Origin of the sequence: Thioalkalivibrio sp. ALE14 (genome assembly GCF_000376845.1) — a bacterium.
GTDB lineage: Bacteria > Pseudomonadota > Gammaproteobacteria > Ectothiorhodospirales > Ectothiorhodospiraceae > Thioalkalivibrio.
The window spans coordinates 178,855-192,038 of the sequence record NZ_AQXY01000031.1; the positions used below are offsets into that span (position 1 = coordinate 178,855).

9 protein-coding genes, 1 tRNA gene and 1 pseudogene are annotated in these 13,184 nt (G+C 66.4%); 10 read left to right on the forward strand and 1 reads right to left on the reverse strand.

Features of this window, described 5'->3' with window-relative positions; all coding sequences use genetic code 11:
- Positions 1–146: 146 nt before the first annotated feature.
- The 6 genes and pseudogenes from F572_RS0113735 (at position 147) to F572_RS14840 (ending at position 8,309) form a co-directional block, all read left to right on the forward strand.
- Positions 147–1,796 (forward strand): sigma-54-dependent Fis family transcriptional regulator, encoded by a 1,650-nt coding sequence (locus F572_RS0113735; protein ID WP_017942043.1) that lies wholly within the window; start codon positions 147–149, stop codon positions 1,794–1,796.
- A 186-nt stretch (positions 1,797–1,982) separates the two neighbouring features.
- On the forward strand, positions 1,983–3,437 hold the full coding sequence (locus tag F572_RS0113740; RefSeq protein WP_017942044.1) for an ABC transporter substrate-binding protein: 1,455 nt from the start codon (positions 1,983–1,985) through the stop codon (positions 3,435–3,437).
- A 3-nt stretch (positions 3,438–3,440) separates the two neighbouring features.
- A complete protein-coding gene (ntrB, locus tag F572_RS0113745; RefSeq protein ID WP_017942045.1) occupies positions 3,441–4,289 on the forward strand; it encodes a nitrate ABC transporter permease in 849 nt (282 codons plus the stop codon).
- A gap of 28 nt (positions 4,290–4,317) precedes the next feature.
- Positions 4,318–5,241 (forward strand): ABC transporter ATP-binding protein, encoded by a 924-nt coding sequence (locus F572_RS0113750; RefSeq protein ID WP_017942046.1) that lies wholly within the window; start codon positions 4,318–4,320, stop codon positions 5,239–5,241.
- Positions 5,242–5,279: 38 nt separating this feature from the next.
- Positions 5,280–5,726 (forward strand): cyanase, encoded by a 447-nt coding sequence (gene cynS / locus F572_RS0113755; protein WP_017942047.1) that lies wholly within the window; start codon positions 5,280–5,282, stop codon positions 5,724–5,726.
- A 130-nt stretch (positions 5,727–5,856) separates the two neighbouring features.
- A pseudogene (locus tag F572_RS14840) lies at positions 5,857–8,309 on the forward strand (putative bifunctional diguanylate cyclase/phosphodiesterase).
- A gap of 48 nt (positions 8,310–8,357) precedes the next feature.
- On the opposite strand, the gene F572_RS0113765 reads toward F572_RS14840, so the two are convergent.
- Positions 8,358–8,433, reverse strand: a tRNA-Ala gene (locus F572_RS0113765).
- A gap of 248 nt (positions 8,434–8,681) precedes the next feature.
- On the opposite strand from F572_RS0113765, the gene F572_RS0113770 reads away from it, so the two are divergent.
- The 4 genes from F572_RS0113770 (at position 8,682) to F572_RS0113785 (ending at position 12,991) form a co-directional block, all read left to right on the forward strand.
- The gene (locus F572_RS0113770; protein WP_018158513.1) at positions 8,682–9,467 is read left to right on the forward strand and encodes a 3',5'-cyclic-nucleotide phosphodiesterase; all 786 of its coding nucleotides are present in this window, start codon (positions 8,682–8,684) and stop codon (positions 9,465–9,467) included.
- Between the two features lie 108 nt (positions 9,468–9,575).
- A complete protein-coding gene (phoB, locus tag F572_RS0113775) occupies positions 9,576–10,265 on the forward strand; it encodes a phosphate regulon transcriptional regulator PhoB (protein ID WP_017942050.1) in 690 nt (229 codons plus the stop codon).
- 15 nt (positions 10,266–10,280) lie between these two features.
- Complete coding sequence (gene phoR / locus F572_RS0113780; RefSeq protein WP_017942051.1) at positions 10,281–11,603, forward strand: phosphate regulon sensor histidine kinase PhoR; 1,323 nt, start codon at positions 10,281–10,283, stop codon at positions 11,601–11,603.
- A gap of 422 nt (positions 11,604–12,025) precedes the next feature.
- Positions 12,026–12,991: a PstS family phosphate ABC transporter substrate-binding protein gene (locus tag F572_RS0113785; protein ID WP_017942052.1), complete on the forward strand. Its 966-nt coding sequence runs from the start codon at positions 12,026–12,028 to the stop codon at positions 12,989–12,991.
- Positions 12,992–13,184 lie beyond the last annotated feature (193 nt).

A 13,184-nucleotide genomic window follows, 5' to 3' on the forward strand; every position in this document is an offset into this window, starting at 1 on the left:
CCTCCGAAAGCGTGCCCGTGCAAGCTAACGGTGCGAAGCCCCGCCCCGTCGCGAGGCAACGGCACCAGAACGGACCACCCGACCACCCCGTACCGCCGCAAAAACCGGGCTTTCCGCACTGGCAGGCTTTCTGCATATCCCCACCCATGGCACCGCAACCCTTACCCGATTCGGCCCCGCCGGACCTCGCCACGCGGGAGCAGGAGATCACCCTGCTGCTGGAGGTCGCCAAGCTGATGGGCCGTTCCGGCGACCCGGACGCCGCGATCTACCGAATCCTCGGCATGATGTCCCAGCTACTGGGACTCAATCGGGGCCGCGTCCTGTTGCCCGATCCGAACAGCGGCCAGCTGCGCATCCGCCACGCCTACGGCCTGACCGATGCCGAGCGCGACCGCGGCAGCTACAGCCTCGGCGAGGGCGTCACCGGGCGCGTCATGAAGACCGGCCAGATCGCCCTGATCCAGGACATCGACAACGAGCCCGAATACCTGGCCCGCGCCATCGACCGCTCTACCCTGCCGCAGGAGACCGTCGCCTACATCGCCGTCCCCATCGTGCAGGACGAACACGCCATCGGCGTTCTGGGCGTACATCGGCTGCGCCGGCGCTCGCGCCAGTTCCAGGACGACCTGAACCTGCTGCGGGTGGTCGCCAGCATGATCGGCCAGGTCCTGCGAATCCATCAGCTGATCGCCGAACGCACCGCCGAGCTGGTCTCGGAGAACCGCTACCTCAAGAGCGCCCTGGATACCCAGGGCGGGCAGTACGGCATCCTCGGCGAGAGCCCGGCCCTGCGCCACGTCCTCAAGCAGGTCCACCGCATCGCGGACACCCAGGCGACGGTGCTGGTCACCGGGGCCTCCGGCACCGGGAAGGAGAAGATCGCGCGCATGATCCACCGGATCAGCCAGCGCAACGCCAAGCCGTTTATCTCCATCAACTGCGCCGCGATCCCGGCCGACCTGCTGGAATCCGAGCTGTTCGGCCACGAGAAGGGCGCCTTCACCGGCGCCTCCAGCGCCAAGACCGGCAAGATCGCCCTGGCCGACGGTGGCACGCTGTTCCTCGACGAGATCGGCGACATGCCGGAGGCGTTGCAGTCGAAGATCCTGCGCGTCCTGCAGGAGCGAGTGGTCCAGCCCATTGGCGGCGCGCGTGACATCCCGGTGGATGTGCGCATCATCGCCGCGACCCACCAGAACCTGCAGGCCGCGGTAAACGCCGGGGCGTTCCGGCTTGACCTGTTCTATCGCCTCAACGTGATCCCGCTGCACATGCCGGCGCTGCGCGACCGCGCCAGCGACATCCGCCTGCTCACCCGCCACTTCCTCGACCGCTACACCCACCTGCACGGCTGGAACGTGGTCGTCGATGACGGCGTGCTGGAACGCCTGGAGGCCTTCGACTGGCCCGGTAATATCCGCCAGCTGGAGAACGTGCTGGAACGCGCGGTGCTGCTATCCACGGACGGCCGCATTGGCACCCCGCTCATCGACGAGATCCTCCACGAGGAGTCGCGCATCAGCCCCTTCGAGGATGCGCCCCGGAGCGCCGGGGCGGACCCGGTCGCGGCACCAACGCGGCACAATGACACCGGAATGCTGCCCCCCCACGGCGCAGCCTGCACCAGCGCGGTGCGCCCGTATCAGCGCGTGCACGCCTCCGAGACGGAGCGCCTGACGCGCGCCATCGAACAAAACGGGGGCAACAAGACCCGCGCCGCGATGGAGCTCGGCCTGACCCCGCGCCAGCTTCGCTATCGCCTGAAAAAACTCGGCATAGAAACCACTTAGAGCGAGTCACGCGGCATTGCGGACGTTTCGTCCGATTTGTCCTCAATGGCGTCAAAGCGTCCCCACAGCCATCGGACCTCCGCGTTCCTGCACCCCGTTTCCGGGAGTTGGCATGGCACCTGCAGAGACCCTCGGCATGCGCGGCAACGACGCCCGCATCGATTCGATCCACGAGGAGAGCCGACCATGCCGACCAAGAGTCTTCACGATCCCTTTGACGCCAAAGCCGACCTGCGCCACGGCTCCAGTTGCCGCCACGGGCACACGGGTCCGGGCAGCTGCAGCTGCTTCGACACCGCGTCCCCGGACCTGGAAGAAAAACTGGAACGACGCGCCACCCATGAGCCCGTTCAGGCCGACGCCCACACCACCGGCGAAGACCTGAGCGACGAGGCCATGGTCGATCGCGCGGTGGAAAGCGCCATCGTCCGCGGCATGTTCGGTCACAACGAGATCAACCGCCGCCGTTTCCTGCAGATGCTGGGGGGCGGCACCGTGGCCGCAGCGCTGGGTTCCATCCTGCCGCTGGACAAGGTGAAGGCTGCAATCAAGGACGGCGGGCCGCTGGAAAAGACCAAGCTGCGCGTCGGCTTCGTCCCAATCACCTGCGCGACGCCGATCATCATGGCCCACCCGATGGGCTTCTACGAGCGCCATGGCCTGGACGTCGACGTGATCAAGACCGCCGGCTGGGCGGTGGCCCGCGACATGTCGCTGTCCGGTGAGTACGACGCCTCGCACATGCTCTCGCCGATGCCGCTGTCGATGACCCTCGGCTCCGGCTCCTCGCGTGAGCACTACATCATGCCGGCGGTGGAGAACATCAACGGCCAGGCCATCACCCTGCACAACAAGCACAAGGACAAGCGCGATCCCAAAGACTGGAAGGGCTTCACCTTCGCCGTGCCCTTCGAGTACTCCATGCACAACTTCCTGCTGCGCTACCTGGTGGCCGAGCACGGGCTGGATCCCGATCGCGACATCAGCATCCGCGTCGTGCCGCCGCCGGAGATGGTCGCCAACCTGCGTGCCGAGAACGTCGACGGCTACCTGGCTCCCGACCCGTTCAACCAGCGCGCAGTCTGGGACGGCATCGGCTTCATTCACATGCTGACCAAGGACATCTGGGACGGCCACCCGTGCTGCGCCTTCGCCTGCTCCGCGGCGTGGGCCGACGAGCATCCCAACACCTTCGGCGCCCTGTTCCGCGCTTTGATCGAGGCCACCCAGTACAGCTCGGATATCAACAACCGCGCCGAGATCGCCGAGGCCATCTCCCCGCGTGCCTATCTGAACCAGCCGCAATCGGTGGTCGAGCAGGTCCTCACCGGTCGTTACGCCGACGGCCTGGGCAACGTCCAGAACGACCCGCACCGGATCGACTTCGACCCCTTCCCCTGGCACTCGATGGCCACCTGGATCCTCACCCAGATGAAGCGCTGGGGCTATGTGGATCGCGACTTTGACTACAACCGCCTGGCGGAAGACGTCTTCCTCGCCAGCGAGTGCGCCGAGGTCATGACCGAGCTGGGCTACGAGGCGCCAAGCAAGACCTACAAGAACTTCGAGATCATGGGGAAGGTGTTCGACTACACCGACCCGGAAGGCTATCTCGACAGCTTCGCAATCCGCAGGAGCTAAGCCATGTTGAGCAATCTCAACTTCCGGGCGACCGTTCTCTCGCTGGTGATGCTCGTGGTCTTCCTGGGCGTGTGGCAGCTGGCCACCGCCCCGGACGTCCTCGCACCGCAACAGGGCGAGCTGAGCGAATACGAACGGCTGATGGGGGGCGGAACCGACCGCACTTCGAGCAGCGGCATCCCGGCCCCCACCCAGGTGTTCAGCCACGCCTTCAGCGAACTGAGCAACCCGTTCTACGACGCGGGCCCGAACGACAAGGGCATCGGCATCCAGCTGGCCTACTCGATCTACCGCGTCCTGCTGGGCTTTGCCCTGGCCGCGCTGATCGCCATCCCGCTCGGTTTCGTGATCGGCATGTCGCCGCTGCTGAACAAGGCGTTCGATCCATACATCCAGATCCTCAAGCCGATCTCGCCGCTGGCCTGGATGCCGCTTGCCCTGTTCGTGATCCGCGATTCCAACATGTCGGCGATCTTCGTGATCTTCATCTGCTCGATCTGGCCGATGCTCGTGAACACGGCCTACGGCGTCGCCTCGGTGCGGAATGACTGGCTGAACGTGGCCAAGACCCACCAGCTATCCAACCTGCGTACGGCATTCACGGTGATTCTGCCCGCCGCGGCCCCGACCATCCTGACCGGCATGCGCATCTCCATCGGCATTGCCTGGCTGGTCATCGTCGCCGCCGAGATGCTCGTGGGCGGCACCGGCATCGGCTACTACATCTGGAACGAGTGGAACAACCTCGATCTCGCCAGCGTGATCTTCGCGATCATCATGATCGGCATCGTCGGCTTCCTGCTCGATGCCTCCCTCGCCCAGGCCACCAAGTTCGTGCGCTACGCCGACTGAGTCGGCGCGGCACCAAAGGAGACCAACCATGAGCAAGGGATTCCTCGAAATCGAGAACCTGAGCCAGCGCTTCCCGCAGCCCGATTCGAACGACCTGCTGACGGTGTTCGAGGGCGTGGATGTGACCATCGACAAGGGCGAGTTCGTCTGCCTGATCGGTCACTCCGGCTGTGGCAAATCCACCATCCTGAACGTGCTCGCCGGCCTGGCCACGCCTACCGACGGCAACGTGATCATGGACAACAAGGAGATCAAGGGCCCGAGCCTCGACCAGGGCGTGATCTTCCAGAACCACAGCCTGCTGCCCTGGCTGACAGCGCGGGACAACGTGATGTTCGCGGTGCGCGCCCGCTGGCCCAACTGGAGCAAGGCGAAACGCCGCGAGCACGCGGAGCGGTACCTGCACATGGTCGGACTGGACGATGCCATGGACCGCAAGCCGTCGCAGCTTTCCGGCGGGATGCGCCAGCGCGTCGGGATCGCCCGGGCCTTCGCCATCGAACCCAAGCTGCTGTTGATGGACGAGCCGTTCGGGGCCCTGGACGCCCTGACCCGCGGCGTGATCCAGGAGGAACTGCTGAAGATCTGGTCGGAGACCCACCAGACCGTGTTCATGATCACCCACGATGTCGACGAGGCGATCCTGCTCGCCGACCGCGTGCTGCTGATGACCAACGGCCCGCATGCCCAGGTGGCCGAGTCGGTGAAGATCGACATCCCGCGGCCGCGCACCCGGGCCACACTCCACCAGGAGGAGGCGTACTACCCGATCCGCAACCACCTGGTCGATTTCCTGGTCGAGGGCGCCAAGGTGATGTCCGCCAAGGCCCAGGAGGCCGCCGCCCGCGGCGACAACCCGCGCCACACCCCACGCATCGTCAACCCGGCGAGGCCCGAGGCCGAACCGGAACACAGTTCCCAACCGGGGCCGCGCATGGTGCGCGCGGTCTGACCCCTACCTTTACCCATCGCATTCTAAGGAGCCAATTGATGAGTCTCAGCAAGAGCGCCATGACCACCACCATCCTCGAGGCCAAGGAGAACCGCGGAACCACCTGGGCCGCGATCGCCGAGGCCACCGGGCTGCACGAGGTCTACGTAACCTCCGCCTGCTACGGCATGAACCACCTGGAGGGCGACCAGGCCGACAAGCTGGCGACCTTCCTCGGCCTTGGCCCCGAGGTCTCGCAGGCGCTCCAGGCCTTCCCGCACAAGGCCTGGGACAAGACCATCCCCACCGACCCGGTGATCTATCGCTTCTACGAGGCGATCAACGTCTACGGCGACACCATGAAGGCGCTGATCCACGAGAAATTCGGCGACGGCATCATGAGCGCGATCGACTTCACCATGGACATCGACAAGGTCGAGGACCCCAAGGGCGACCGCGTGAAGATCACCTGGAACGGCAAGTTCCTGCCCTACAAGAGCTGGTAGTCCACCCCTCCGGTCACGCGGCGGCGACCTTGCTTGCCGCGTGATCGCCCCTCATCCACAGGCCGGTCAAGTACGGCCCTCCAGCCGGGAGCGTGTACGGCAAGTCCCTTCTCATAGTAGGCTCTTGCCGATGCGCCTCCGGTCCCCCCTCTTCCGTCTGCTGGCCCTGCTCTCCGCGCTGTCCTTCGCCGCGCCGGCGATGGCCGGAGATCATGACGGTGCCGAGGTGTACACCATTGGCGTGCTGGCCTTCCTCGACGCCGGCCAGACCGCTGCCCAGTGGCAGCCCACCGCCGACTACCTGAGCGCGCAGATCGACTCGGCCGAATTCCGCATTCAGGCCTTGAACTACCCGGAACTGGATCGGGCCGTCGCCGCGCGCGACATCGATTTCGTCCTGACCAACACCGGACATTACGTACGCCTGGAGGCCGAACAGGGCATTACCCGCCTGGCCACCCTGATCGCCGAGGAACAGGGCCAGCCTATCCGCCAGTTCGGCGGGACCGTCCTGGTGCGTGACGACCGCGCGGATCTTCAGTCCCTGGACGACCTGAGAGGCCAGCGACTGCTCGCCGTGGACGCGGACTCCCTGGGCGGCTGGCTGGCGGCCCACGAGGCGCTGCGTAACGCGGGCGTGGAGCCACAGGACGACCTGGCCGCCCTTGAATTCACCGGCATGCCACACCACCGCGTGATCGAGGGGCTGCTCGCCGGTGACGCCGATGCCGGCATCGTGCGCACCGGCGTACTGGAGGGCCAGCTCCGGGCCGGCACCCTCGCCCCGGGGACACTGCGCGTGCTGGAGCCCCGGGAGACCGCGGAGTTCCCGTTCGCCCACTCCACCCGGCTGTATCCGGAATGGCCCTTCTCGCGCCTGGAACACACGCCGGACCCGCTGGCGGAGGCCGTCAGCATCGCCCTGCTGAGCCTGCCTTCCGACCATCCCGCGGTGCGCGCCGGCGGCTACCACGGCTGGTCGGCGCCGTTGTCCTATGCCGCGGTACACGCCCTGCTGGAAGAACTCGGCCGTCCGCCCTACGACCGTCCGGTGGTGGTGGACCTGCGCGCCTACTGGGAGGCCCGTCCCGAGGTTCTGCTGGGGTTTCTGGCGGGCCTGTTGCTGCTGAGCGGCCTCGCCGCGCTCTACTACCGGCGCCTCAACACGCGCCTGTCGCTGGAGGTCGAGCAGCGCCGGGCGGCCGAGGCCCGACTGCGCACGCACGAGGCCGAACTGGCCTACCAGGCCGGCCACGACCCGCTTACCGGCCTGCCCAACCGCACGCTGCTGCAGGAGTGCCTGCACGATGCCATGCAGCAGGCCCGTGACGCGAACGGATGCCTGGCCATCCTGTTCGTCGATCTCGACCGCTTCAAGACCGTCAACGACAGCCTGGGTCACCGGGTCGGCGATGACATGCTGCAGATCCTCGGCGAGCGCCTGAAGACGCGTTTCGAGGCGCGCACCATCGCGCGCATCGGCGGCGACGAGTTCGTCGTGATCATCGAAGACGCAGCCGATCACCGGGAACTCGAGGCGCGCGCCCGCCAGTTGCTGGCGCTGATTGCGGAACCCTTTGCCGTCGGGGGCTGGAGCGACCTCCAGGTGGGTGCAAGCATCGGCATCGCCCTGTATCCCGACGACGCCACCGAGGCCGGCGAATTGATCACCCAGGCCGACGCCGCGATGTACGAGGCCAAGGACGCCGGACGCAATACCTTCCGCTTCTACCGCACCGCCCTAACCGATGCGGCCAGCCAGCGCCTGGAGATCGAAAACCGCCTGCGCCGCGCGCTGGCACAGGGCGAACTGGAGGTGTTCTACCAGCCCCAGATCCAGATGAAGTCCGGCGTGATCACCGGCATCGAGGCCCTGGTGCGCTGGCGCGACCCGGAACACGGCCTGGTCACGCCGGACGTGTTCATCCCGCTGGCCGAGGAGACCGGGCTCATTGTGGATGTCGGCGCGTTCGTCCTGCGCGAGGCCTGTCGTCAAGTCGTTGACTGGGACCGGGCCGGACTGCCGCCGCTGGAGATCTCGGTCAACCTGTCGGCGCGCCAGGTCTCCGCACCGGGCCTGCTTCACCAAGTCCGACAGGTCCTGCAGGAAACCGGTCTCCCGGCCCGGCGCCTGACCCTCGAGCTAACCGAAAGCACGCTGATGGAACAGGCCGACACGACCCGCGGCACCCTGCAACAGCTCAAGCAACTGGGCGTGGCACTGGCCATCGACGATTTCGGCACGGCTATTCGTCGCTGGCCTACCTGAAGGAATTCGCCATCGACATCCTGAAGATCGACCAGACGTTCGTGCGCGACCTGCCCGAGGACCGCAACGACGCCGAGCTGGCCGTGACCATCATCGGCATGGCGCACAACCTCGGACTGGACGTTCTCGCCGAGGGGGTGGAAAGCGCCGCACAACTCGGATTTCTGGCGTCCCAGGGCTGCGACACCTGGCAGGGCTACCTGTGCAGCCCGCCCCTGCCGGCCGATGCCCTCGCCGAGCACGTGCGCCGGCATGCGCCAGAACACTTCGCCCGCCATCCTGCCGCGCCCGCCCGCCGCTGGGCGAACCCATAACCCGCAAAAAGAAAAAGGCCTGCGAAAGCAGGCCTTTTTCACGGTGTCTGGTGGAGCGGAGGAGGATCGAACTCCCGACCTTCGCATTGCGAACGCGACGCTCTCCCAGCTGAGCTACCGCCCCAAACAGGACGCGCATTCTAGCAACTCCACCGGGTGGCGGGAAGCCCCGATCATGCAACTTTTGTTTTCCCCGACCTCTCGCGAAATTGCCTTTTCGCGCCACAGATCACGGAAGCCGAAGCTGGACCCGGTCTAGCATTGGCATATGTCCGTCACCCACCTCCAGCACTGCCGGGCGACCGGCCCCACCCCCCAACCCACCGGGCAGGCGGGGGGACGGCTCGCTGCGGGGTCGATATACTTCGCGACATGAGTTTGTCCGTTCGCATCCTGGGCGCCAGTGGCGGGATTGGCCCCGGCCGGCGCACTACGTCCATCCTCATCGATGACGACATCCTGATCGATGCCGGCAGCGGCGTGGGCGACCTGAGCCTGGACGAACTGCGCCGCATCCGTCACGTGTTCCTGACCCATTCGCACCTCGACCATATCGCCTTCCTGCCCATGCTCGCGGACATGGTCTACAGCCCGAATGCCGAACCCATCCACGTGCACGGGCTACCCGCCACGCTGAAGGCCCTTTGCGATCACGTGTTCAACTGGGTGATCTGGCCGGACTTCACACGCCTGCCCCGTCCCGATCAGCCCCTGATCCGGCTGGAATCCCTGCAGCCCGGACAGACGCTCGCCGCCGGGGACCGCGAGATCCGCGTGTTGCCCGCCCGGCATACCGTACCCGCCGTGGGGTACAGCGTGACCAACCACGAAGGTGCCGCATTCGCCTTCAGCGGCGATACCACCTCCTCGCGTCAACTCTGGCCCGCGCTCAACGCCTTGCCCCACCTCGACCTGCTGATGATCGAGACCGGTCTCCCGGACGAGATGGAGGGCATGGCCGACCTGGCCAAGCACTACACGCCGCAGCACCTGGGCCAGGACCTCGCGCTATTGGAGCACCGCCCGCGCATCGCCATCACGCACCTGAAGCCCGGCCATGAACAGGCCATCCGCCAGCAACTCGCCCGTTCGCCCCACCATGACGGCATGATCTTCCTGCACGGCGACGAACGCTTCGAACTCGGCGCGCACTCGTAACAAGACCGAAGGCCCCGGCCGGTTCGGCGGATTCAGACATCGCCCGCGTTCACAAGGCTGTAACATGCCTGTTATCTAATGCGGAGCAGGCAATCACGAGACAGGGCCATGGCCACTCGAATTCTGCTGGTGGAGGATGACACGGCAATCCGCGAGATGCTGCAGCTGCCGTTCCAGAAGGCCGGCTACGAGGTCCGCGAGGCCGGCGACGTGCGCAGCGCGAAATCGCTGCTGCTGGAAGACCCGCCGGACCTGATCCTCCTGGACTGGATGCTGCCGGACATCAGCGGCATCGACTGGGCGCGCACCCTCAAGGCCAGTCCCGTCACCAAGGACATCCCGCTGATCATGCTGACCGCACGCGGCGAGGAAGAGGACCGCGTGCGCGGCCTGGATGTCGGCGCCGACGACTACGTAACCAAACCGTTCTCGCCGCGCGAGCTGGTCGCACGCATGAAGGCCGTGCTGCGCCGCACCTCGCCGACCACCAGCGAGGAGCCCATCGAGATTGAGGGCCTGCGCCTGGACCCGGTCTCGCACCGCATTACCGGCAACGGCGAGGCCATCAGCATGGGCCCGACCGAGTACAACCTGCTGCACTTCTTCATGACCCATCAGGAACGCGTGTTCAGTCGCGAACAGCTGCTGGACAAGGTCTGGGGCACCAACGTGTACGTGGAAGAACGCACGGTGGACGTGCACATCCGCCGCCTGCGCAAGGCGCTGGCCGACTCCGGCCATGATCATCTGGTGCAAACCGTGCGCGGTTCGGGGTACCGTTTCTCGCAGACTCCCTGACGCCCGGCGGTCCCCGTGCAGCACCGCAAGACCTGGCCCGACATCCTCATCACCAGCCTGCTGATCGCGCTGCCGATCCTGGCGCTGGGCTGGGCCACCGGCCAGTTCTGGCCTACGGTGGCCTTTCTGCTGGGCGCGGCCCTGGCCTGGAACATCGCCAACCTGCTGTGGCTGGAGACCTGGCTGCGCCGCGGTGGACGTGCCGAACCCCCGGACGTGCGCGGCCTGTGGGGCACAATCTTCGATCACCTCTACCGCCGCCGAAAACGCCACGAGAACCGGGTGCACCGCCTGCGTCAGCTGCTGGAGCGCTACCGCGACTCGGCCAAGGCCATGCCCGACGCCGTGATCGTGCTGAACGACGACCTGCGCATTGAATGGCTGAACGACATGGCCTGCCAGCTCCTCGGACTCCACTGGCCGCGCGACGAGGGCCAGCGCGTTACGCACCTCCTGCGCCACCCGGAGTTCCTGGCCTTCATGGAGCGCGCCCGCGAATCGCTGGCCCGCGTAACCGTGCCCTCGCCGCTGGATGACGAGCGCCAGCTGGAGATGCGCATGCTCCCCTACGGCGATGCGCAGTACCTGCTGCTGGCGCGCGACACCACCCACCTGCATCGCCTCGAGGTGATGCGCCGCGACTTCATCGCCAATGTCTCGCACGAGTTGCGCACGCCGCTCACCGTCCTCTACGGCGTCACGGAGACACTGGAGGACGCGCTGGAGGACCAGCCCGAACTGATCCGCTCGGTGCAGATGCTGCGCGAACAATCCGAGCGCATGAAGCTCCTGGTGGACGACCTGCTGCTGCTCTCGCGTCTCGAAACCGGCGAAACCACTGGCCCGCAGGACTGGTTCAACCCGTTTCCGATGCTCCGGAAGCTGGCCGACGAGGCGCGGATCCTGTCCGGGTCGGAAGCACACGAAATCGTGCTCGACGCCGACCCGGACCTGGAGTTTCAGGGCAACCCGGACGAGCTGCGCTCGGCCTGCGCCAACCTGCTGTTCAACGCAGTGAAGTACACCCCCGATGGGACCACCATCACTCTGCGCTGGCGCGCGGACGACGACGGCGCGCGCCTGATCGTGGAAGACACCGGGCCCGGGATCGCCAGCCACCACCTCGGACGCCTGACCGAACGCTTCTACCGTGTGGATGCCGGGCGCACGCAATCCCGCGGCGGGACGGGGCTGGGTCTGGCGATCGTGAAGCACGTCCTCGCGCGCCACGACGGCCACCTCGCCATCGAGAGCCAGGTCGGCCGCGGCAGCCGCTTCACCTGCCTGTTCCCCCTGAGTCGCATTCGCAAGCCGGAAGCCGCCGTGCTCTCAAGCTAGCCGCGTTGCGACTGCGCCGACCCTACGCGCGCGGGTCACCGAAGCGCGACGCACGTGGAACGGCCCAAGAGGAAGGCCCCCAAGAGAGAGCAAGGCAAGCTATCGCTGACTGAACCCCCGAGTGCCCTGGCAGATCCAACCGGTTGCCGCGTCGCTCCGCTCCTCGCAATGACCGATACAACTCAACTACCCGTCATAGCGAGCGCAGCGAAGCAATCGCCCGGAACGAGCAAGGCGTCAGAGCCCCGGGTTCGGCCGAATCTCCACCCACCGTTACAGCCCTATGGGCGTGGCCCACCAGATGTCACACCGCTGTCATGTGGCCGTCACGCAACTGCAAGCAAGCCTCCCGATAATCCCGCATCAAGGACCGACCGATCGGCTCCGAACAAACCTCAAAGCAAGCACCAGGGAGTACACCCATGCTGTTCAAGCGCACGATTCTTGCCGCGGCCGCGGCCGCCGCCCTCGCCATCACCCCGGCGATGGCCGATGTCGACCCCAACCTGCCGGCCTACCAGACCGTCAGCGGGATCTCCGGCAACCTGTCCAGCGAAGGCTCGGACACCCTGAACAACCTGATGGCGCTGTGGGCCGAGGAGTTCCAGGACTTCTACCCGAACGTCAACATCCAGATCCAGGGTGCCGGCACCTCCACCGCCCCCCCCGCCCTGACCGAGGGCACCGCCGACTTCGGCCCGATGTCCCGCATGCCCCGCGACAGCGAGCAGGCGGCCTTCGAGGAGCGCCACGGCTACGAGATGACCCTGGTCCCGGTCGCCATCGACTCCATCGCCGTCTTCGTGAACCGCGACAACCCGATCGAAGGCATGACCATTGCCCAGGTTGACGCCGTCTTCTCCTCCACCCGCCGCTGCGGTGGTGCCGAAGACATCACCCGCTGGGGTCAGCTCGGCCTGGAAGGCTCCTGGGCCAACCGCGACATCACCATCTACGGGCGTAACGCGGTCTCCGGCACCTACGGTTACTTCCGTCAGCACGCCATGTGTGACGGTGACTTCAAGAACGCCGTGAACGAGCAGCCCGGTTCCGCCTCCGTGGTCCAGGGTGTCGCCGAGTCCCTGAACGGCATCGGCTACTCCGGCATCGGCTACAACACCTCCGGCGTGCGCGCCATCGCCCTGGGCGAGAATGAAGGCGAATACTTCGAGCCGACCGGCGAGAACGCCGCCACCGGTGACTACCCGCTGTCCCGCTTCCTGTACGTCGCGGTCAACAAGCACCCGGAAGACGGGCTCGCCCCGCGTCAGGCCGAGTTCCTGAAGATGGTGCTGTCCAAGGAAGGCCAGGAAGTGGTCGTGCGTGACGGCTTCGTCCCGCTGCCCGAGACCGTCGCCCAGCGCCAGCGCGAGGCGCTCGGCCTGTAGGAGCCTGCTCGCAGACGAACGCCCCTGCCCACATCGAGCTCTGGCAGGGCTTCGCCCCCAAGCAGTCCTCGCGAGGATTATCAGCCTCGGCCAAGACCAGAAGGCCCGGACTCTGTCCGGGCCTTTTTTGTGCAGCCATCCCAACACGTGGGCGTTCAAACAGCCGTCACACGGCTGTAACCGTTCTGTCACG

What these genes read in the sequence shown, in the direction of transcription:
- F572_RS0113770 (WP_018158513.1), top strand. Translation starts at nt 8,682, where the DNA reads ATGAGTTTGTCCGTTCGCATCCTGGGCGCCAGTGGCGGGATTGGCCCC.
- F572_RS0113735 (WP_017942043.1), top strand. Translation starts at nt 147, where the DNA reads ATGGCACCGCAACCCTTACCCGATTCGGCCCCGCCGGACCTCGCCACG.
- F572_RS0113785 (WP_017942052.1), top strand. Translation starts at nt 12,026, where the DNA reads ATGCTGTTCAAGCGCACGATTCTTGCCGCGGCCGCGGCCGCCGCCCTC.
- phoB (WP_017942050.1), top strand. Translation starts at nt 9,576, where the DNA reads ATGGCCACTCGAATTCTGCTGGTGGAGGATGACACGGCAATCCGCGAG.
- F572_RS0113750 (WP_017942046.1), top strand. Translation starts at nt 4,318, where the DNA reads ATGAGCAAGGGATTCCTCGAAATCGAGAACCTGAGCCAGCGCTTCCCG.
- F572_RS0113740 (WP_017942044.1), top strand. Translation starts at nt 1,983, where the DNA reads ATGCCGACCAAGAGTCTTCACGATCCCTTTGACGCCAAAGCCGACCTG.
- cynS (WP_017942047.1), top strand. Translation starts at nt 5,280, where the DNA reads ATGAGTCTCAGCAAGAGCGCCATGACCACCACCATCCTCGAGGCCAAG.
- ntrB (WP_017942045.1), top strand. Translation starts at nt 3,441, where the DNA reads ATGTTGAGCAATCTCAACTTCCGGGCGACCGTTCTCTCGCTGGTGATG.